This window comes from Pseudomonas sp. 20P_3.2_Bac5, from assembly GCF_025466035.1.
Taxonomy (GTDB): Bacteria; Pseudomonadota; Gammaproteobacteria; order Pseudomonadales; family Pseudomonadaceae; genus Aquipseudomonas.
Map to the genome: position 1 here is coordinate 137,300 of NZ_JANLOA010000021.1, position 19,385 is coordinate 156,684.

Annotated in this window: 16 protein-coding genes; 6 read left to right on the top strand and 10 right to left on the bottom strand. The window is 65.1% G+C overall.

What is annotated here, in order from left to right; all coding sequences use genetic code 11:
* Positions 1–28: 28 nt before the first annotated feature.
* The 3 genes from NTD88_RS04385 to NTD88_RS04395 form a co-directional block, all read right to left on the bottom strand.
* A complete protein-coding gene (locus NTD88_RS04385) occupies positions 29–1,165 on the bottom strand; it encodes a M14-type cytosolic carboxypeptidase (protein ID WP_410017248.1) in 1,137 nt (378 codons plus the stop codon).
* Positions 1,166–1,217: 52 nt separating this feature from the next.
* Positions 1,218–1,730, bottom strand: a complete 513-nt coding sequence (locus tag NTD88_RS04390) for a sigma factor-like helix-turn-helix DNA-binding protein (RefSeq protein WP_262155964.1) — start codon at positions 1,728–1,730, stop codon at positions 1,218–1,220.
* A gap of 436 nt (positions 1,731–2,166) precedes the next feature.
* Positions 2,167–2,505, bottom strand: coding sequence for a DUF6124 family protein (locus NTD88_RS04395; RefSeq protein ID WP_095153697.1), 339 nt, complete (start codon positions 2,503–2,505; stop codon positions 2,167–2,169).
* A gap of 126 nt (positions 2,506–2,631) precedes the next feature.
* On the opposite strand from NTD88_RS04395, the gene NTD88_RS04400 reads away from it, so the two are divergent.
* Complete coding sequence (locus NTD88_RS04400; RefSeq protein ID WP_095153696.1) at positions 2,632–3,246, top strand: S24 family peptidase; 615 nt, start codon at positions 2,632–2,634, stop codon at positions 3,244–3,246.
* A gap of 64 nt (positions 3,247–3,310) precedes the next feature.
* On the opposite strand, the gene NTD88_RS04405 is transcribed toward NTD88_RS04400, so the two are convergent.
* The 4 genes from NTD88_RS04405 to NTD88_RS04420 form a co-directional block, all read right to left on the bottom strand.
* The gene (locus NTD88_RS04405) at positions 3,311–5,272 is read right to left on the bottom strand and encodes an acetyl/propionyl/methylcrotonyl-CoA carboxylase subunit alpha (protein WP_262155963.1); all 1,962 of its coding nucleotides are present in this window, start codon (positions 5,270–5,272) and stop codon (positions 3,311–3,313) included.
* Complete coding sequence (locus tag NTD88_RS04410) at positions 5,269–6,087, bottom strand: gamma-carboxygeranoyl-CoA hydratase (RefSeq protein ID WP_262155962.1); 819 nt, start codon at positions 6,085–6,087, stop codon at positions 5,269–5,271. Before NTD88_RS04410 ends, NTD88_RS04405 begins: the two co-directional genes overlap by 4 nt.
* 3 nt (positions 6,088–6,090) lie before the next feature.
* Entirely contained in the window at positions 6,091–7,695 is a 1,605-nt protein-coding gene (locus NTD88_RS04415) for a carboxyl transferase domain-containing protein (protein WP_095153693.1), read from the bottom strand.
* Between the two features lie 99 nt (positions 7,696–7,794).
* Positions 7,795–8,958 carry an isovaleryl-CoA dehydrogenase gene (locus tag NTD88_RS04420; RefSeq protein ID WP_095153692.1) on the bottom strand — a complete coding sequence of 388 codons (1,164 nt, stop codon included), beginning with the start codon at positions 8,956–8,958 and terminating at the stop codon, positions 7,795–7,797.
* Positions 8,959–9,137: 179 nt separating this feature from the next.
* On the opposite strand from NTD88_RS04420, the gene NTD88_RS04425 reads away from it, so the two are divergent.
* Positions 9,138–10,808: an AMP-binding protein gene (locus NTD88_RS04425; protein WP_262155961.1), complete on the top strand. Its 1,671-nt coding sequence runs from the start codon at positions 9,138–9,140 to the stop codon at positions 10,806–10,808.
* Between the two features lie 45 nt (positions 10,809–10,853).
* Here NTD88_RS04425 and NTD88_RS04430 read toward each other — a convergent pair whose 3' ends face one another.
* Together NTD88_RS04430 and NTD88_RS04435 are read right to left on the bottom strand one after the other, a co-directional pair.
* On the bottom strand, positions 10,854–12,158 hold the full coding sequence (locus NTD88_RS04430; RefSeq protein WP_410017249.1) for an NtaA/DmoA family FMN-dependent monooxygenase: 1,305 nt from the start codon (positions 12,156–12,158) through the stop codon (positions 10,854–10,856).
* 91 nt (positions 12,159–12,249) lie between these two features.
* Complete coding sequence (locus NTD88_RS04435) at positions 12,250–14,340, bottom strand: TonB-dependent receptor (protein ID WP_262155959.1); 2,091 nt, start codon at positions 14,338–14,340, stop codon at positions 12,250–12,252.
* Positions 14,341–14,623: 283 nt separating this feature from the next.
* Here NTD88_RS04435 and NTD88_RS04440 point away from each other — a divergent pair, with 283 nt between their 5' ends.
* Positions 14,624–15,394 (top strand): IclR family transcriptional regulator, encoded by a 771-nt coding sequence (locus NTD88_RS04440; protein WP_262130624.1) that lies wholly within the window; start codon positions 14,624–14,626, stop codon positions 15,392–15,394.
* A 43-nt stretch (positions 15,395–15,437) separates the two neighbouring features.
* Here the strand turns inward: NTD88_RS04440 and NTD88_RS04445 are convergent, their stop codons facing one another.
* On the bottom strand, positions 15,438–16,229 hold the full coding sequence (locus tag NTD88_RS04445; RefSeq protein WP_262155958.1) for an ABC transporter ATP-binding protein: 792 nt from the start codon (positions 16,227–16,229) through the stop codon (positions 15,438–15,440).
* 127 nt (positions 16,230–16,356) lie between these two features.
* Between NTD88_RS04445 and fepB the strand changes: the two genes are divergently transcribed.
* The 3 genes from fepB to NTD88_RS04460 are packed head-to-tail and all read left to right on the top strand — an operon-like array spanning position 16,357 to position 19,340.
* Positions 16,357–17,259: a Fe2+-enterobactin ABC transporter substrate-binding protein gene (fepB, locus tag NTD88_RS04450; RefSeq protein ID WP_262155957.1), complete on the top strand. Its 903-nt coding sequence runs from the start codon at positions 16,357–16,359 to the stop codon at positions 17,257–17,259.
* A gap of 39 nt (positions 17,260–17,298) precedes the next feature.
* Positions 17,299–18,309: a FecCD family ABC transporter permease gene (locus NTD88_RS04455; RefSeq protein WP_262156032.1), complete on the top strand. Its 1,011-nt coding sequence runs from the start codon at positions 17,299–17,301 to the stop codon at positions 18,307–18,309.
* Positions 18,306–19,340 (top strand): FecCD family ABC transporter permease, encoded by a 1,035-nt coding sequence (locus NTD88_RS04460; RefSeq protein ID WP_262155956.1) that lies wholly within the window; start codon positions 18,306–18,308, stop codon positions 19,338–19,340. The genes NTD88_RS04455 and NTD88_RS04460 overlap by 4 nt, the downstream gene beginning before the upstream one ends.
* Positions 19,341–19,385 lie beyond the last annotated feature (45 nt).

Sequence of the window (19,385 nt, forward strand, 5' to 3'; positions counted from 1 at the left end):
CCCACAGCATTTCAGTCCCTGAGTTGAATCAGCGCAACTCGCCAACCATCTCCCCGATGCAATCCAGCACCGAACTCGCCAGCTCGCGCGAGCGTTTGCCCGACCAGCCGGTCAGCGCATTCGGCGCGTCGTCGTGGTCCTTGAATGGCATCTCCAGGGTCAGGGACAGGCAATCATGGGTCTGGCCGACGGCGTTGCAGGCCAGGGTCAGGTTGGCCTTGCCAGGGGCGCTGCGCGGGTAGCCGTGGACGTCCTGGAAGTCGCGGGTCAGCCCGCACAGGGTTTTACGGAAACGCGCTTCCAGCGCGGCGATGCGCGGAGTGTAGCCAGGGTTGCCTTCGCAGGCGGCGGTGAAGACGTGGGGGATTTCTTCGTCGCCGTGGACATCGAGGAACAGGTCGACGCCGTGGAGTTTCATCTGGTGCTGGGCGAACAGTACTTCCGGGGTCTGCTCGACGCTGGCGTCCTGCCAGGCACGGTTGAGGTCGCGGCCCTTGGCGTTGGTGCGCAGGTGGCCACGGAACGCGCCATCGGGGTTCATGTTCGGGATCAGGTAGAGGTCGGCGGCAGCCAGCAGGGCTTGCAGCGTGGCGTCGTTGCGCTCCAGTCGCTCGATAACGCCTTCCATGAACCATTCAGCCATGTGTTCGCCCGGATGCTGCTGGGCGATGATCCACACCTTGCGTTTGCCTGGGGCGCCGTCACCGGCCCGCAGCAGTTGAATATCACGGCCTTCGACGCTGCGCCCGGTGGCCAGCAGGGTCATGTTGGCGAGGCGGGTGGCGCGTTCGATCAACTGGTTATGGCGGGCGCGGGAGTAGGGCTCGAAGTAGGCGAACCAGGCCTGTGGCTCACTGGCCTGAAGGTTGAAGTGCAGCGCCTTGCCGTCGAAGTGCGACGGTACGCGGAACCAGTTCTGCTGGTCATACGAGGCGACGGCCTGATAACCGTCCCAGGCTTTGTTATAGGAAGACTCGCCAGCGTTCTCCAGGACGAACGTGTGGGACTGTCCTGGCGTCAGGCCGCTGGCCTTGAAGTGGAACCACTGGAAATGCGCGCTGCTGGTGTCGTTACGGATCGCCAGGCGGACCTGCAAGGGATTGCTGGAATCCCGTACCAGGATGTTGCCGGAATCGAAGTCGCAGTCGATGCTCAGTGCAGTCATTGCCAGGTTCCTGTGTAGAGTCATGGAGGCCCATTACTCTACACAACCCGGGTCAGGACCAGAAACCCAACGCCAGCAGCGCCGCCACTCCGAGGCCCATGGCCACGGTGCAACCGCCGAGGGAAAACGCTGCGCGCCCTTGCCGGTACCACTGGTTTTCGCCCAGCAGGCGTGCCGGCGCGAGCAGGGTGCGCCAGCGCAGCTCGGTGGCATGGAAGGCGGCCAGGTGCTCCGGCGCGGCGTCGAGCCAGCGGCGGAAGTCGATACGCTCGCTGGCGGTGACCTGCGGGCTCTGCAAACGCACGTACCACTCGCCTGCGCTGCGGGCGATGGCGGACGGCGCGGGCAGGGTGCATTGCAGGACCTGATTCATGTGCCGTTCGACGCTGGCGTCGGACAGGTCCAGGCGGCGGGCGATATCGGCGTAGGAAAGTTGATCGAGGCGGTTCAGCAAGAACACCTGCTGTACCCGGCGTGGCAGCTTTTTCAGGCGGTGCAGCAACGCCAGTTCCGTGGGATCGGCGCACGCGGCGTGATGGTCCAGAGGCAGCAACAGACGGGTCATATTCAAGCTCCTTGCTGGAAAAACGGAGGAGGCGGGGAAGGGGGCATCGTCCTTGATGCGGGTATGAGATTAATCGTAACGAGATTGATTCTCAAGTGCTAAATTCCGCAAACCCGTGCTTCGGGGTTACATCCTGAGACATTCCTTTGATATCATCGCCACATTCAGTAACACACGCCTTCATTAGCCTGAAGAGCCAAAAAAAAGACCCGGCAAAAAGCCGGGTCAAAAACCGTGATTAGCCTGATGAGGAGATAATCTGAGAGTCCGACCTAAGGGCTTTCAGTTTATCCAACCAGTCTCGCGACCAGTTGCGAGCAATAATAATCGTTCTCATTTTCAAGTCAAATGAATTTTCTGTAATTCCACGAAAATTCTTTCTCCCTGTTTCCGCTCTCCAGGCTTCCCGGGCCTTCCCCTTGGTTTTCTTCCTCCCTCAGCACGGCGCCTGCGCTTCGCATTCTTCGTTTCTCACTGCCTGAACCAGGCTGTGTTCCAGCATCGCGCGCGCGAGGTTGACCAGGTGCATCACCGTGAGCATTTGTTCCCGCGCTTTGCCTTGCAGGCGCTGCGCCGCGTCCGAAGCACTGGATGAGGCGCAGCGCAGCAGCCAGGTTGCCTGCTCGCCGGCGTCCTCCGACGACAGGTCGTGGCGGGCTACCACCAGTTGCATATCACTCAGTCCCGTCGCGGGTTGCGGCTCGGGATTCAGGTAGAAATCAATGGCGCGGCGGGCTGCCTCGCTGTCGAGGTAGGTGAGAGAGGGCGCACTCATGGGGCGGTCTTCCTTGAGAGGAGTGGATGGTAGTTCGCAATATAGTACTCAATGTATTTCTATCAGCATTTTAAATACTACAATTTGTGTATTGAGCGGCCGGAGACAGTCCGTATCGTGCCTGCGATGGAAAAATGGATTGAGCTGGTCAAGATCAGGATGCGTGCGCTGAACCTCACGCAAGAACAACTCGCCGAACGCCTCGGGGTCACTCAGGGCGCTGTTGGCCACTGGTTGCGCGGGAAGCGGCGCATTTCTCTCGAAAAAATGAACAAAGTGCTTGTAGCACTCGAACTCGAGATGGAAATGGGCGCCACCGCCCTCGCTGAAGAACCCGCCTCCTATGAATTGCCCACGGCCTACCGCTATCCGTTGTCGGACTGGCAGCGCCTGGGGGCAATAGAAGAGGGCGACGAGGCGACCGACAGCGGCGAACTCACCGAATACCGGGCGCTGGGCAAGGCGTATTGGCTGCGGGTCGAAGGCGACGCGATGACGGCGCCGTCGGGCATGAGCATCGCGGCGGGCATGCTGATCCTGGTGGACAGCGGCGTCGAGGTGCAGGTCGGCAAGCTGGTGATCGCCCATCTGCCGGGCAGCCCGCAGGGGATCTTCCGGCAACTGGTGCAGGAAGGCGGGCAACGCTTTCTCAAGCCGCTGAACCCTACCTACCCGATGATGCTCTGCGACGACGATTGCGAACTGGTCGGCGTGGTGGTGCGTGCCAACCTCAAACTCTGATTTCTGAAAAACACAACGGCGCCACCCGCCATGGGCGAGGGCGCCGTTGTTGCAGGCGGGCCCGTCAGCCCGCCACTTCCTCCAGCGCCACCAGCACGCTGCCTTCACTGACCATCTCGCCTTCCTGGCAATACAGCGCCGCCACGGTGCCCGCGTGCGGCGCGCGGATGCTGTGTTCCATCTTCATGGCTTCCAGCACCACCAGTTGCGTGCCGGCTTCCACCACCTGACCCGCCTCCACCAGCACCCGCACGATGCTGCCATTCATCGGCGCCGTCAGGCCGCCTTGCTGGGTGTGGCTGGCTTCGGCCTCGGCGATCGGATCGTAGGCGTTGACCGTGTGCAGCTCGCCATTCCAGCGCAGGTACAGGGTTTCGCCGCGACGGATCGCCAGGTGCTGACGGCGCAGGCCATCGTTATCGACCCGCAGTTGTTCGCCATCGAGCTGGAAGGTCGAGGCCGCCTGGCGGTCGAGGCTCAGCGCCTGCTGCTCACCGTTGCAGCTCAAGTGCAGGCTGATATGCGCCGGCACGCCAGCGCGCAAGCCCTGACGTGAGGACCACGGCGAATGCGGATCATCGTCGCGCACGCTGTTCGGCAGGCCCTGCACGAACGCCTCCGCCGCTGCCTGCCAGAAACTCGCGGGCAGGGTGCCCGGGGCTGGCAGCAGGTCGTCGTGGTAGCGCGGGATGAAACCGGTATCCAGCTCGGCGGCGGCGAACGCCGGATGGGCGAGGATGCGCCGCAGGAAGGTGATGTTGGTCTTCACGCCGCCGATGGCGAACTCGTCTAGCATCGCCAGCAGGCGCAGGCGTGCTTGTTCGCGGTCTTCGCCCCAGGCGACCAGCTTGCCCAGCATCGGGTCGTAGAACGGCGAGACTTCGTCGCCCTCGCTGACCCCGCTGTCGACCCGGCGCCCGGCGCCCGGCGCGCTTTCGCGGTACAGCGCCAGCGTGCCGGTGGCCGGCAGGAAATCGTTGGCCGGGTCTTCCGCGTACAGCCGCACTTCGATGGCGTGGCCGTTGAGCGGCACCTGTTCCTGGCTGATCGGCAGCGCCTCGCCGCGAGCGACGCGGATTTGCCAGGCGACCAGGTCAAGGCCGGTGATGGCTTCGGTGACCGGGTGCTCCACCTGCAGGCGGGTGTTCATCTCCATGAAGAAGAATTCGCCGCGGGCGTCGAGGAGGAATTCCACGGTGCCGGCGCCGACATAGCCGATGGCCTGCGCCGCGCGGACTGCCGCTTCGCCCATGGCGCGGCGCTGTTCCACGCTCAGGCCCGGGGCCGGCGCTTCCTCGACGACTTTCTGGTGCCGGCGCTGGATCGAGCAGTCGCGCTCGTTGAGGTACAGGCAATTGCCGTGCTGGTCGGCGAACACCTGGATTTCCACGTGGCGCGGCTTCAGCACGTATTTCTCGACCAGCATCCGCGCATCGCCGAACGACGACAGCGCCTCGCGCTGGGCCGAGGCCAGGGCTTCAGCCAGTTGGCTTTCCTGCTCGACCACTTTCATGCCTTTGCCGCCGCCGCCGGCGGTGGCCTTGAGCAGTACTGGATAGCCGATTTTCTCGGCGGCGGCGCGGAAGGTTTCCAGGTCCTGGGCTTCGCCGTGGTAGCCGGGCACCAGCGGCACGCCGGCGATTTCCATCAGCGCCTTGGCCGCGGACTTGCTGCCCATGGCCTCGATAGCGCTGGCCGGTGGGCCGAGGAAGATCAGCCCGGCCTGTTCGATGGCCTTGGCGAAGCCGGCGTTTTCCGAAAGGAAGCCGTAGCCGGGGTGGATGGCCTGGGCGCCGCTGGCCTTGGCCGCGGCGATCAGTTTGTCGATGACCAGGTAGCTCTCCGCCGCCTTGGTCCCGCCGAGGTCGACGCGGATGTCGGCTTCGCGGCTGTGGCGGGCCTCGCGATCGACCGCGCTGTGCACAGCGACGGTGGTCAGGCCGAGGGCTTTGGCGGTGCGCATTACCCGGCAGGCGATCTCGCCACGGTTGGCGACCAGCAGGGTGGTCAGCTCGGGACGGCTCATGGGCGTGGCTCCTTGGGGGTCGGTTCGGCCTGCCAGGCCGGCGTGCGTTTTTCCAGGAAGGCGCGCAGGCCTTCCTGTCCTTCGGGGCTGACGCGGATGCGGGCGATGGCGTTCTCGCAATAGCGACGCAGGGCCGGGGTCAGTTCGCCGGCGCCGACTTCACGCAGCAGTTCTTTGCTGGCGCGCATGGCTTGCGGGCTGTTGAGCAGCAGGTTGGCGATCCATTCTTCGACACGGGCGTCCAGTTCCGCCGCCGGGTAGCTTTCCGCCAGCAGGCCCAGTTCGCGGGCACGGGCGCCGCTGAATCGCTCGGCGGTAAGGGCATAGCGGCGGGCGGCGCGCTCGCCCATGGCCTGGACCACGAACGGGCTGATGACTGCCGGGGCCAGGCCGATGCGTACTTCCGACAGGCACAGTTGCGCGTCGTCGGCGCCGATCGCCATGTCGCAGCAACTGATCAGGCCCAGCGCGCCACCGAAGGCCGCGCCCTGGACCACCGCCAGGGTCGGCAGCTTGAGCCGCGCCAGGTTGTACATCAGTTCCGCCAACTCGCGGGAGTCGTCGAGGTTGCTCTGGTAGTCGAGCGCCGCGCTCTGCTGCATCCACGCCAGGTCAGCGCCGGCGCTGAAGTGCCGGCCGCGGCCGCGCAGCAGGACGAAGCGCAGACTGCTGTCGGTGGCGAGCTGGTCGATGGCGATGATCAGTTCGCGGATCATCTGCGCATTGAACGCGTTGTTCTTGTCTTCCCGGCTCAGCCACAGGGTGGCGAAGCCGCGGGGATCCTTGATCAGTTCGAGGGTGCTGAAGTCGGTCATCGGTCACATCCGGAAAATGCCGAAGCGGGTGGATTCGATCGGCGCGTTGAGCGCGGCCGACAGGGCCAGGCCGAGGATGTCGCGGGTCTGCGCCGGGTCGATGACACCGTCGTCCCAGAGCCGGGCGCTGGAATAGTAGGGGTGACCCTGGTGCTCGTACTGATCGAGGATCGGCTGTTTCAAACGGGCTTCGTCGTCGGCGCTGAACGGCTGGCCGCTGCGCTCGCTTTGTTCGCGCTTGACCTGGGCCAGCACGCCGGCGGCTTGCTCGGCGCCCATCACGCCGATCCGCGCGTTGGGCCACATCCACAGGAAACGCGGGTCGTAGGCGCGGCCGCACATGCCGTAGTTACCGGCGCCGAAGCTGCCGCCGATGATCACGGTGAACTTCGGCACTTTGGCGCAGGCCACCGCGGTGACCAGCTTGGCGCCGTGCTTGGCGATGCCGCCGGCCTCGTATTTCTGGCCGACCATGAAGCCGGTGATGTTCTGCAGGAACAGCAGCGGGATGCCGCGCTGGCAGGCCAGTTCGATGAAGTGCGCGCCTTTCTGCGCGGCTTCGGCGAAGAGGATGCCGTTGTTGGCGAGGATGGCGATGGGATAGCCGTGCAGGTGGGCGAAGCCGCAGACCAGGGTGGTGCCGAACAGCGCCTTGAATTCATCGAACACCGAGCCGTCCACCAGGCGGGCGATGATCTCGCGCACGTCGAACGGTTGCTTGGCGTCGGCCGGGACCACGCCGTACAGCTCATCGGCGGTGTATAGCGGGGCAATTGGCGTGCGCAGTTGCAACTCGCCCTGCTTGTGCCAGTTGAGGTTGGCCACGCAGCGGCGGGCGATGGCCAAGGCGTGTTCGTCGTTGTCGGCGTAGTGGTCGGCGACGCCGCTGGTCTTGCAGTGCACGTCGGCGCCGCCGAGGTCTTCAGCGCTGACCACTTCACCTGTGGCGGCTTTCACCAGCGGCGGGCCGGCGAGGAAGATGGTGGCTTGCTGGCGGACCATGATGGTTTCGTCGGACATCGCCGGCACATAGGCGCCGCCGGCGGTGCACGAGCCCATCACCACGGCGATCTGCGGGATGCCCTGGGCGCTCATGTTGGCCTGGTTGAAGAAGATCCGGCCAAAGTGCTCTCGGTCGGGGAACACTTCATCCTGGCGCGGTAGGTTGGCGCCGCCGGAGTCGACCAGGTAGAGGCAAGGCAGGCGATTCTGCTGGGCGATGGTCTGGGCGCGCAGGTGTTTTTTCACGGTCAACGGATAGTAGGAGCCGCCTTTCACCGTGGCGTCGTTGGCCACGATCATGCATTCGACGCCTTGCACCCGGCCGATGCCGGCGATCACCCCGGCGGCGGGGACGTCTTCGCCGTACACCTCATGGGCGGCGAGCTGGCCGATTTCCAGGAAGGGTGAGCCCGGATCGAGCAGGCGGTCGATACGCTCGCGGGGCAGCAGTTTGCCACGCGAGATATGGCGCTCTTGAGCCTTGGGGCCGCCGCCCTGATGGACCTGGGCGAGCAGGGTGCGCAGCGCGTTGACCTGCTCCAGCATGGCGGCGCTGTTGACGGTGAACTCGGGGGCGCGGGTGTTCAACTGAGACTTCAGAATCATCGGAGGTCCTCGGCAGCTTCAAACGTCAAAGCTGCAAGAAGGGATCGGGGGGCAAGCTGCTTTTTCTTGCAGCTTGCCGCTAGAAACTTGCCGCTGCTTCTAGCGCGTCTCGTTGAACAGCTCGCGACCGATCAGCATGCGGCGGATCTCGCTGGTGCCGGCGCCGATTTCGTACAGCTTGGCGTCACGCAGCAGACGGCCCGCCGGGAACTCGTTGATGTAGCCATTGCCGCCGAGGATCTGGATCGCTTCGAGGGCCATCTGGGTGGCGCGTTCGGCGGTGTAGAGAATCACCCCAGCGGCGTCCTTGCGGGTGGTCTCGCCGCGGTCGCAGGCCTGGGCCACCGCGTACAGATAGGCGCGGCTGGCGTTGAGCTGGGTGTACATGTCGGCGATCTTGCCCTGGATCAACTGGAACTCGCCGATGCTCTGGCCGAACTGCTTGCGGTCGTGGATATAAGGCACCACCAGGTCCATGCACGACTGCATGATGCCGGTCGGGCCGCCGGAGAGGACCACGCGCTCGTAGTCGAGGCCACTCATCAGAACTTTTACGCCGCCGTTGAGCGCGCCGAGGATGTTTTCTTCCGGCACTTCCACGTTGTCGAAGAACAGCTCGCAGGTGTTTGAGCCGCGCATGCCCAGTTTGTCGAACTTGTTGCTGCGGCTGAAGCCGGCCCAGTCACGCTCGACAATAAAGGCAGTGATGCCGTGCGCACCCTTTTCCAGGTCGGTCTTGGCGTAGATCACATAGGTGTTGGCGTCGGGGCCGTTGGTGATCCAGGTCTTGCTGCCGTTGAGGACGTAGCGGTCGCCGCGTTTCTCGGCGCGCAGCTTCATCGACACCACGTCGGAGCCGGCGTTGGGTTCGCTCATGGCCAGGGCGCCGATGTGCTCGCCGCTGATCAGCTTGGGCAGGTATTTGCTTTTCTGTTCGTGGGTGCCGTTGCGGTTGATCTGGTTGACGCAGAGGTTGGAGTGGGCGCCGTAGGAGAGGGCGACCGAGGCCGAGCCGCGGCTGATTTCTTCCATGGCCACCACGTGGGCCAGGTAGCCCAGGCCGGCGCCGCCATATTCTTCGCTGACGGTCACGCCCAGCAGGCCCATGTCGCCGAACTTGCGCCACATGTCGGCGGGGAACAGGTTGTCGTGGTCGATCTGCGCGGCGCGTGGCGCCAGTTCGCTAGCGACGAAGGCCTGTACCTGGTCACGCAGCATGTCGACGGTTTCACCGAGGGCGAAGTTCAGGGAGGGATAAAGCATGCTCTGCCACCTTTGATTGTTTTTGGAGGGGTGTGGGTCTGGGTAATCACCTTTACGTTAACGTAAACCTGAGTCCCTTTACTGTCAATCATCACCATGACCTTTACGTTAACGTTAATTTGCGCCAGAGTAGTCCGCGCCCCGATCAGCTCCCAGAACAAACACAAAAAGGGATCGCCATGAATCAACCGAGCTACACCCAGGGTCGTCAGGACAAAGCCTTGCTGGCCATGACCATCGGTCAGGCATTCGACCGTACGGTGTCACGTTTCGCCGACCGCGAGGCCCTCGTGGTTCGTCACCAGCAATTGCGCTACACCTGGGCCGAGCTGGCGGCCAGCGTCGACCTGCATGCCCGCGCGTTCATGGCCCTGGGCCTGAAGACCGGCGACCGCCTGGGTATCTGGGCGCCCAACTGCGCGCAGTGGTGCATCGCCCAGTTCGCCAGCGCCAAGGCCGGGATCATTCTGGTCAACATCAACCCCGCCTACCGCACCAGCGAGTTGGAATACGTGCTCAAACAGTCCGGTTGCCAGTGGCTGATCAGTGCGGGCGCGTTCAAGAGTTCGGATTACCACGGCATGCTCGGCGAGCTGCTGCCGGAGCTGCCGCGCGCGGTGCCTGGCCAGTTCAACAGCGAGCGCCTGCCCGACCTGCGCGGGCTGGTCAGCCTGGCGGATGAGCCGCCGCCAGGCTTCCTGGCATGGAACGCGCTGGCGGAACTGGCCGCGCAGGTCAGCGAAGATGACTTCCAGGCCCGCCAGCGGAGCCTGCAATTCGACCAGGCGGTGAATATCCAGTACACCTCCGGCACCACCGGTTTCCCCAAGGGCGCGACCCTCAGTCACTACAACATCCTCAACAACGGCTATATGGTCGGCGAGAGCCTGGGCCTCACCGAGCAGGACCGCATGGTGATCCCGGTGCCGCTGTACCACTGCTTCGGCATGGTCATGGGCAACCTCGGCTGCATGACCCACGGCACGACCATGATTTACCCCAACGATGCCTTCGACCCGCTGCTGACCCTGCAAGCCGTCGCCGCCGAGCGCGCCACCGCGCTGTACGGCGTGCCGACCATGTTCATCGCCCTGCTGGACCAGCCACAACGCCGCGAATTCGACCTGGCGAGCCTGCGCACCGGGATCATGGCCGGCGCCACTTGCCCGATCGAAGTGATGCGCCACGTCATCAGCGAACTGAACATGAACGAAGTGCAGATCGCCTACGGCATGACCGAAACCAGCCCGGTGTCGCTGCAGACCGGCCCGGATGACGAGCTGGAACTGCGGGTGACCACGGTCGGCCGGACCCAGCCGCAACTGGAGAGCAAGATCATCGACGAGCACGGCTGCGTGGTGCCGCGCGGGCAGATCGGCGAACTGTGCACCCGTGGCTACAGCGTGATGCTCGGCTATTGGGGCAACCCGGCGGCCACCGCCGAGGCCATCGACCCGGCCGGCTGGATGCACACCGGCGACCTGGCGAGCATGGACGAGCAGGGCTACGTGTGCATTGCCGGGCGCAACAAGGACATGATCATTCGCGGCGGCGAGAACATTTATCCGCGCGAGCTGGAAGAGTTTTTCTTCACCCACCCGGCGGTGGCGGACGTGCAGGTCATCGGCATTCCGGATGACCGCTATGGCGAAGAGATCGTCGCCTGGATCAAGTTCCACCCCGGCCACAGCGCGACCGATGTGGAGTTGCAGGCCTGGTGCAAGAGCCGCATTGCCCATTTCAAGACGCCGCGTTTCTTCCGCTTCGTCGAGGAATTCCCGATGACGGTGACGGGCAAGATCCAGAAGTTCCGCATGCGCGAGATCAGCATCGAGGAACTGCGCCGCTGAAAACGTCTTCGGGGCTGCCGCCCGGCAGCCCCAAGGACGAGGGTTTCAGTACTCGCTCAGGTGCTCGATGAACGTCGAGCCGCTGTAGCGTTCGCGGAACAATCCCGCCTCCACCAGCCTCGGCACCACCTCGTCGAGGAACAGGTGCACCGACTCCACCGAGCCCCCCGGCGCGGCGATAAAACCGTCCATGGCCCCGGCCTCGGCCCAGTCGGCGATCTGCTCGACGGCATCGTCCACCGTGCCGATCACCTGCCAGTGCGCGGCGGAGATCACTTCCGGGCGCAGCAACAACTGGTCCACCGTCAGCGACTCCCGCTCGATCAGCCGGCGCAGCAGGTTGGTGTGGGTGCGGCTGCTGGTTGTCGCCAGCGGCGGCGGCAGGTCGTCGTGGGTCACGAGGCGGTCCTGCGGCCAGTCGCTGAGGTCCAGGCCGGTCATTTCCTTGATCGAGGCGAATTTGCGCCCGCGGTCGAGGCGGGCGTGGGTCTGCATGAACAGCGCGCGGGCTTCTTCGCGGGTCGCCGCGAGGTACAGGCTCAGGCCCGGCAACAGGTGGATGTCGGCGGGTGCGCGGCCATGGCGCTCGGCGCGTCGGGACAGGTCGCGGCGCAGTTCGAGGGCGGCTTCCTTGTCCGGGGTCGGGGCGAATACCAGGTCGGCCACCGAGGCGGCGAAGTCGCGGCCCGATTCCGACGCCCCGGCCTGCACGAACGGAATCCGCGCAGCGGGGAAGGCCGGCACATTGAGCGGGCCCTTGACCTTGAAGTGCTCGCCCTCATGGCTGATGGGGCGGATCTGCGCGGTGTCGGCGTAGCGGCCGGCGGCGCGGTCGATCTTCAGCGCTTCGTGGGGGAAGCTGGCCCACAGCGCCTGCACCAGCGCGGTGAACTCGCCGGCGCGCTGATAGCGTTCCTCGGCGCCGGGCATCTGTTCCAAACCGAAATTCTCATGGCCCTGCAGGGCGGTGACGATGTTCCAGCCTGCGCGGCCGTTGCTGACCCAGTGCAGTGATTGCAGTTGCCGGGCCACCACATAGGGCGGGTAAAAGGTGGTCGACACCGTCGACACCAGGCCGATACGCGACGTGGCCTGGGCGACGGCAGCGAGCAGCACGGTCGGGTCGAGGCTGGCGAAGCCGGGGGCGGTTTCCATTATCTCGGTGGTCAGGCAACTGACATCCGGGCGAAACACGAAGTCCAGGTGCACGGCTTCGGCACGGCGGGCCAGGTCGATGGCGAAGCCGGCGCTGAAGACACCTTCTATATTGCTGTTGTCCTGGCGCCAGCCGTCACCGCTGAGCCAGGTGGGAGCCAGGGACAGGCCGATATGGAGTTTGCGTTGGGTCATCACGGGGTTCCTGTGGGGCCAATAACGGATCGCGAGCAAGCTCGCTCCTACAGGTTTTCTGTAGGCGCGTGCTTGCTCGCGAAGGACAAGATCAGAACGAGCCCTTGATCCCGGCGCCGAACATCCGCGGCGTGGTCATGCTCGCCTCGGTGCCGCCGATGCCGCGGTTCTGCTGCATGTAGATCGCGGTGCGGTCATCGAAGACGTTCTTCACGTACCCATACAGCTCAACCGCTTTGCTGAACTGGTAGCTCATCCGCGCATCGGCCAGGGTGTAGGCGTCCGTGGCGTAGCTCTTGGTGTTGGCGGTGTCGGAATAGTACCCGTCGATCCGGCGAACCTGGGCCGAGACGTTCCACTTGTCGGTGATGTCCCAGCTCGGCCCGAAGCTCAGGGTGTAGCCCGGCGAGCGGGCGAATTCGTTGGCTTCGTAGCTGTTGTTGGCGGAGATCTTGTCGATGCGGGTGCGCAGGGTGCCGGCGCTGGCCTTGAGGGTCAGGTTGTCCAGCACGCGGTAGTCGGCGCTCAGTTCCAGACCGTAGGCGTGGGCCTTCTCGGCGTTGATGGTGTAGGACTGCGACACGCCGGTGGAGATCACCACCGGAATGTTGTACTGGGCGTCCTTGTGGTCCATGTAGAACAGGTTGCCGCTCAGTTGCAGGCGGTTATCCAGCAGGCTGGCGCGGCTGAACAGCTCGTAGTTCCACACCGATTCGTCCTTGAACGAGGTCCAGTTGCGGGTGCTCAGGTTCAGCGCCACGCCGCCCGGGTTGTAGCCGCGGCTGACCATGCCGCCGACGGTCCAGTCCGGGGTCACGGCGTAGGCCAGGGAAATTTTCGGCAGCAGCGCGGAGAAGGTTTTCTCGTAGTCCAGCGCGGTCGGCGCGAGAACCGAGCGGCCTTCGCGCTCGATGCGGTCTTCCTGGTAACGCAGGCCGGTGCCGAGGGTCCAGCGGTCGTCCAGGCGCCAGCTCAGTTCGCCGAACACGCCGAGGTTTTCCTTAGTGTCGTCGAAGGTCGAGAGGCCGCTCAACAGCAGCACTTCATCGGACTTGGTGCGCGCCACGTAGACCCCGGTGGCGCCGCTGACGCTGCTGTCCTGGTCGCCGAAGCTCAGGCGGGTTTCGTTGGACAGGTTCTTCTGCTGGATGTCGGCGTCACCGTTGCCGGGGATGCCGGTGTAGCGCTGCACATGGGACAGCGAGTACTGCGCCTGGTTGAGCAGCTTGAGGCCGTTGTCGAAGTCGTAGCTCACGTCCAGCACGCTGGTGTTGGTCGACTGTTCCCAGCTTGGCATGGTCGTGGTCGGGTGCTTGAGCTTGTGGTACGGCGCCGCGGCGGCTTCCTGGCTGGGCCGGTTGGAATCGCCGTGGGAGAAGGTGTACTTGGCTTCCAGGCCGGGCAGCGCGCTGGGCAGCCAGAGTAGCTTGGCGCGGGCGTTGAGCGAGCTGAAGTTCTTGTCGGCCTTGCCTTTCTGGAAGGCGCTGCTGGTGTAGTCGATGAAGGTGTCACGGGCCGAGTGGTCCACCGCCAGGCGCCCGGCCAGCTCGTTTTCCAGTAACGGGCCGGAGACGGCCAGCGAGGTGCGGTGGGAATCGTAGTTGCCGACCTCGGCCTGGTAGGCGGCTTCCGGGGTGAAGCTGGGGTCCTTGGTGTTGACGATGATCGCGCCGGCGATGGCGTTGGCGCCCTGGGAGGTGGTCTGCGGGCCGCGGAACACTTCGATGCTGTCCAGATCCCAGACCGAGGTCGCGCCGAAGTACATCTCGTTGTAATTCAGGTAATGGCCGTCGAGGTTGATGGTGGCCCGTGGCACGGTGCCGCCCCAGAACACGTTCTGGCCGTTGTTCGGGCCCTGGCTGTCCATGCCGCGAATCACCGGCGCGCCGACGCTGTCGGTGTAGATCACGTTGGGCACGTCATTGAGCACTTCGGTGACGGTGGAGCTGCCGGTTTTCTCCTTGTCGATCTCGCGTCCGGTCTTCACCGTCACCGACGACGCGGTGTTCTTCAGTTCCCGTTCGATCTTTTCCCCGGTGATGAGGATGGGCTCGAAGGTGACGCTGCCGGCGCTGGTGCTGGCGGCGGTTTCCTGGGCCATGGCCGCCGTGGCGCCCAACAGCGTCGAGAGGGTCAGAACACTGAAACCGCGGGCGAGGGTGAGGGGTGAATAGGCCTTCAAGGGACGCTCCAAATGAGAATGATTAAGCTTTAGCGGATCGTAGCATGTGGCTATTACGTTCCTCAATAAAGAATTGATTCCACAATGTGGTTTATGCCGGGATCGGATAAGCTCGTTTGCGGCCCCACGCAGGGCTCTGCGCCGCGTTGCCTGATGTGCTGGCCCGCAAAATCGGTATCATGCGTCGCGCCGCCACCGGCCTGCGGCGCTGCACCCCAGCCTGTTGAGAAACAGCCGCGAGACAGCGGCGAGGAGAGGACATTTGAAGTCAGACGAGTCCGTACTGGACGATGCGCCCCAGAACGAAAAGCGCTCCGGCACCATCCAGTCGGTGGCGATCGCCACGCGCTTTCTCAAGGTGCTGGCCAGTGCCGAGCGCGAACTGGCCCTAGGCGAAGTCGCCCGGCTTACCGGCACCGGTGGCTCCAGCGCGCACCGTTACCTGCAGAGCCTGGTGAAGGAAGGGCTGGCCCGGCAGGACCCGGCCACCGGTCTTTACGACCTCGGCCCGGCAGCACTGAGCATCGGTATCGCCGCGCTCAAGCGCGTGGACGCGGTGGAAATCGCCGCGCAACACATGAAGGCCCTGGCCCACCACCAGGCGGCCAGCGGCGGGGTGGCGATCTGGACCGAGCGTGGTCCGACCCTGGTGCGCTGGTACCGCAGCGCGTATTTCTCGGTGAACCCGCTGGCGCTGGGCGACATCCTGCCGCTGGACAACACCGCGTGCGGCCTGGTGTTCCAGGCGTTCCTGCCAAAATCCACCATCGATGCCGCGCGCAAGCAGCAGCCCGCGCATTTCCGCGGCACACCGCCGAGCAAGGCCGTGCTGGATGAAGTGCGCGACAGCCGCTGGGCCGAGCTGACCAGCCATTTGCTGTCCAACGTCACCGGCCAGGCCGCGCCGGTGTTCGATGCGCAGGGCGAGATCGTGTGCTGCATGACCACCGTCACTGACCTTGGCCGGCTGAATTCGCCGGAAGACCGGGATGCGTTGTTTCGCGAGGCGAAGCGGGTGAACCAGTCCACGGGTGGGCAGGCTTGGGAGGGGTGATTGAGAGGTATGGCCGGCTGGAATGACGTTGTTGTTGGGGGCTCTACCCCCGCAACACCCGGCCCTTGGGCACCAGCAACGGTGTCCCCGTCACCGGATCGGCAATGATCAGAGACGCCAGCCCAAACACCCGCTCCACCAGTTCCTCGGTGAAGATCTCCGCCGGGGCGCCGCTGGCGACGATCGCGCCGTCCTTCATCGCCACGAGGTGCGAGGCATAGCGGCAGGCCTGGTTGAGGTCGTGCAGCACCGCGACGACGGTGCGACCCTGGCGGTTGAGGTCCGCCAGCAGGTCGAGCAGTTCGACCTGATGAGCGATGTCCAGATAGGTGGTCGGCTCGTCCAGCAGCAGGATCGGCGTCTGTTGCGCCAGCACCATGGCAATCCACACCCGCTGGCGCTGGCCACCGGACAATTCGTTCAACGCACGTTCGGCCAACTCGCTGACGCCGGTCGCCGCCATCGCTTCCTTTACCGCCTGTTCATCCGCTTTCGACCACTGCCGCAAGAACGACTGATGCGGATAGCGCCCACGTGCCACCAGGTCAGCCACGGTGATGCCGTCCGGCGCGGTGGCACTCTGCGGCAGCAGGCCGAGGCAACGGGCGACTTCGCGAGCGGGAAACTCGCCGATCGGGCGCTGGTCCAGCAGCACCTGGCCGGCAGCCGGAGCCAGCAGGCGGGAGAGGGCGCGTAACAGGGTAGATTTGCCGCAGGCATTGGGGCCGACGATAACGGTGAAGGAACCGTCTGGAATGCGCAGCGAAAGGTCCGTGGAAATGGTGCGCTGTTCGTAGCGCAACGTCAGCGCATCGGCCTGCAGGCGGTGCGTCATGGGGGCGGGTTCCTCGGCAATGATGGCGCGGCAGTATTGCATGTGCGGAATTTATTCCGCAATATGGAATGCGAAACGCTCTCAAATCGTATCACTTCGCATTCCATCTGCCGATATCGACCTCACCATGACGACTTCTTCGCTGTTGCGCCTCGCCGGCGCTACCACCCTGGCCCTGCTGGCGGGTTTCGCCCAGGCCGCGGACACCGCGCCCAAACGCATCGTCTCCACCACGCCCAGCGTGACCGGCATTCTGCTGGCCATGGACGCGCCGCTGGTGGCCAGTGCTGCCACCACGCCGAGTCGGCTGTCCGACAGCAAGGGTTTCTTCACCCAGTGGGCTGACGTCGCGGATCAGCGCGGCGTGCAGGTGCTGTACAAGAACCTGGTGTTCGACATCGAGTCGGTGATCGGCCAGGACCCGGACCTGCTGGTGATTTCCGCCACCGGCGCCGACAGCGTGATCCAGCACAAGGCCGAGCTGGAAGCTCAGGGCGTGAAGACGCTGGTGGTCAACTACTCGAACCAGAGCTGGCAGCAGATCGCCACCGAACTGGGTCGCCAGACCGGACTGGAAACCCAGGCCGCCGCCGCGATCAAGCGCTTCGACGACTACACCGCCGACGTCGGCGCGCAGCTCAAGGTGCCGGCCGGCAGTGTCAGTGTGGTGGGTTACAACATCGGCGGCAGTTATTCCATCGCCCGCGAGAACAGCCCGCAAGCGCGGGTGATCGAGGCGCTCGGCTTCACGGTGGCGGGGCTGCCGACGGCGCTGGAATCGCAGGTCAAGCGCAGTTCCGACGTGGCCTTTATTTCCCGCGAGAACCTGTCGGCGGCGATCACCGGCGACAGCGTGTTCCTGCTCAGCGCCACCGACGCCGATGTTCAGACGTTCCTCGCCGATCCGGTGCTGGCCAACCTGCCGGCGGTGATCAACAAACGGGTGTATCCGCTGGGGCCCAGCTCGTTCCGTATCGACTACTACTCAGGACGGGAAATGATCGACGCCGTGGCGCGGAATTTCCGTTAAGTGGCCGTCGGTTTTTCTTCGTGTGCGCCGCTGACGCTGATGGAGCGTCGGCGGCGTCGACGTTTGCAGGGGCTGGTGTTTGGCCTGACGTTGCTTGCGCTGGCGGTGGTGCTGAGCCTGACGGTGGGTTCGCGCACCGTGCCGCCCGCCGACGTGCTGCAAGCCCTGCGTGCTTATGACCGGCATAACGACCTGCACCTGATCGTGCGCGAGATGCGTATCCCGCGCACCCTGGTGGCGATCCTCGCCGGGCTGGCGCTGGGGCTGGCCGGGGCGATCATGCAGGCGGTGACGCGCAATCCGCTGGCCGAACCCGGTCTGCTCGGCATCAATGCCGGCGCCGCCCTCGCAGTGATCGGCGCCGCCGCAGCCTTCGGCATGGCGAACATGGCCAGTTATGTCTGGTTCGCCTTTCTTGGCGCCGGGCTGGCTGGCGCTGTGGTGTTCATGCTCGGCCAGGCCCACGAAACCACCACCAACCCGGTGCGCCTGGTGCTGGCCGGGGCAGGGCTGTCGGTGCTGTTGGCGTCAGTGACTGGGGTCATCATCCTCAACGCCCCGGCGGATGTGTTCGACCAGTTCCGCCACTGGGCTTCCGGCTCCATCGAGCGCGCGGGTTTTGATGCCGTGGCGGTGCTGCTGGTGGCGGTGCCGCTGGGTGCACTGGCAACCTTCGCCATCGTTGGCAACCTCAATGTCCTGGCCTTGGGCAATGACCTTGGCCAGGCACTGGGTGCCAGTGTCCGCGGCACCTGGCTGCTGGCGTGCCTGGCGGTGATGCTGCTGGCCGGCGCCGCCACTGCCGGCGCCGGGCCGATCGCCTTCGTCGGGCTGGTGGCGCCGCACCTGGCGCGGCTGCTGGTGGGGCCGGATTACCGCTGGCTGCTGCCTTACTCGGCGCTGTTCGCCGCGGTGCTGTTGCTGGCTGCCGACGTGCTCGGGCGGGTGGTGGGCGGCAATGCGGAAATCGCCGCCGGGGTTATCGCTGCCTTGCTGGGCGGCCCGTTCTTTATCGCCGTGGTGCGCAAATACCGGTTGAACACGCTATGAACAAAAGCACTTCGGTCCTCCGCTTCGGCGGCTGTTCCTTTCTCTGGCGCCCGCGGGTGGCGCTGGTTTGTTTGCTGCTGGTGGCAACCGCGCTGGCGCTGGGCATCTTGCTGCTGGGCATTGGCAGTCTGCAACTGACGCCGGCGCAGGTGGTCGCCGGCCTGTTCGGCACGGCGGACGACCCCACCTTGCAGCGGGTGATCACCCGCGTGCGCCTGCCACGGGTGCTGACCGCCGTGCTGGTCGGCGCGTCGCTGGGCATGGCCGGCTCGATCTTCCAGTCGCTGTCGCGCAACGCTCTCGGTTCGCCGGACATCATCGGTTTCACCACCGGCGCGGCCAGCGGCGCGATTGTCCAGATCATCCTGTTCGATGCCGGCCCGCTTGGCATTTCCGTGGCGGCGGTGGCCTCGGGCATGGCGACGGCGGCGCTGGTGTTCCTGCTGTCGATGAAAGGGCGCAGCACCGGCGGTTATCGGCTGGTGCTGGTGGGTATCGGTATCGGCGCGATGCTTTCGGCGCTCAATACCATCCTGCTGGTGACCGGCAACCTCGACCAGGTAATGACCGCGCAACTGTGGCTGGCCGGTTCGCTTAACACCCGCACCTGGTCCCATGTGCTGCCGGCGGCGTTGGGCCTGTTGTTGATCGTGCCGGCGGCGCTGTACCAGACGCGGCGGGTGAGCCTGCTGGAAATGGGCGACGACAGCGCCAGCCAGCTTGGGGTCGCGGTGGAGCGCACGCGCTTGCTGATGATGCTGGCGGCGGTGGCGCTGACCGCCATCGCCACCGCCGCGGCCGGGCCGATCGCCTTCATCGCCCTGGCCGCGCCGCAACTGGCGCGGCGCCTGACCGGCAGCGCCGGCGTGCCGCTGGTGTCCGGGGCGTTGATGGGCGCGGTGCTGTTGCTGGCGGCGGACATGCTCAGCCAGCGCTTTCCGCTGTCGCTGAACATGCCGATCGGGTTGACCACGGGGATGCTGGGTGGGGTGTATTTGCTGTGGCTGTTGGCGCGGAATCGGCGGATGTGAAGGGTGGGCCTTATCGGGGGGAAACCTGCGCCAAAAAACACCGCC

Coding starts and splice junctions, on each gene's coding strand:
- fepB (WP_262155957.1), top strand. CDS start 16,357: ATGACGACTTCTTCGCTGTTGCGCCTCGCCGGCGCTACCACCCTGGCC.
- NTD88_RS04390 (WP_262155964.1), bottom strand. CDS start 1,730: ATGACCCGTCTGTTGCTGCCTCTGGACCATCACGCCGCGTGCGCCGAT.
- NTD88_RS04415 (WP_095153693.1), bottom strand. CDS start 7,695: ATGATTCTGAAGTCTCAGTTGAACACCCGCGCCCCCGAGTTCACCGTC.
- NTD88_RS04460 (WP_262155956.1), top strand. CDS start 18,306: ATGAACAAAAGCACTTCGGTCCTCCGCTTCGGCGGCTGTTCCTTTCTC.
- NTD88_RS04405 (WP_262155963.1), bottom strand. CDS start 5,272: ATGAGCCGTCCCGAGCTGACCACCCTGCTGGTCGCCAACCGTGGCGAG.
- NTD88_RS04400 (WP_095153696.1), top strand. CDS start 2,632: ATGGAAAAATGGATTGAGCTGGTCAAGATCAGGATGCGTGCGCTGAAC.
- NTD88_RS04455 (WP_262156032.1), top strand. CDS start 17,299: ATGGAGCGTCGGCGGCGTCGACGTTTGCAGGGGCTGGTGTTTGGCCTG.
- NTD88_RS04395 (WP_095153697.1), bottom strand. CDS start 2,505: ATGAGTGCGCCCTCTCTCACCTACCTCGACAGCGAGGCAGCCCGCCGC.
- NTD88_RS04430 (WP_410017249.1), bottom strand. CDS start 12,158: ATGACCCAACGCAAACTCCATATCGGCCTGTCCCTGGCTCCCACCTGG.
- NTD88_RS04425 (WP_262155961.1), top strand. CDS start 9,138: ATGAATCAACCGAGCTACACCCAGGGTCGTCAGGACAAAGCCTTGCTG.
- NTD88_RS04445 (WP_262155958.1), bottom strand. CDS start 16,229: ATGACGCACCGCCTGCAGGCCGATGCGCTGACGTTGCGCTACGAACAG.
- NTD88_RS04410 (WP_262155962.1), bottom strand. CDS start 6,087: ATGACCGACTTCAGCACCCTCGAACTGATCAAGGATCCCCGCGGCTTC.
- NTD88_RS04385 (WP_410017248.1), bottom strand. CDS start 1,165: ATGACTGCACTGAGCATCGACTGCGACTTCGATTCCGGCAACATCCTG.
- NTD88_RS04420 (WP_095153692.1), bottom strand. CDS start 8,958: ATGCTTTATCCCTCCCTGAACTTCGCCCTCGGTGAAACCGTCGACATG.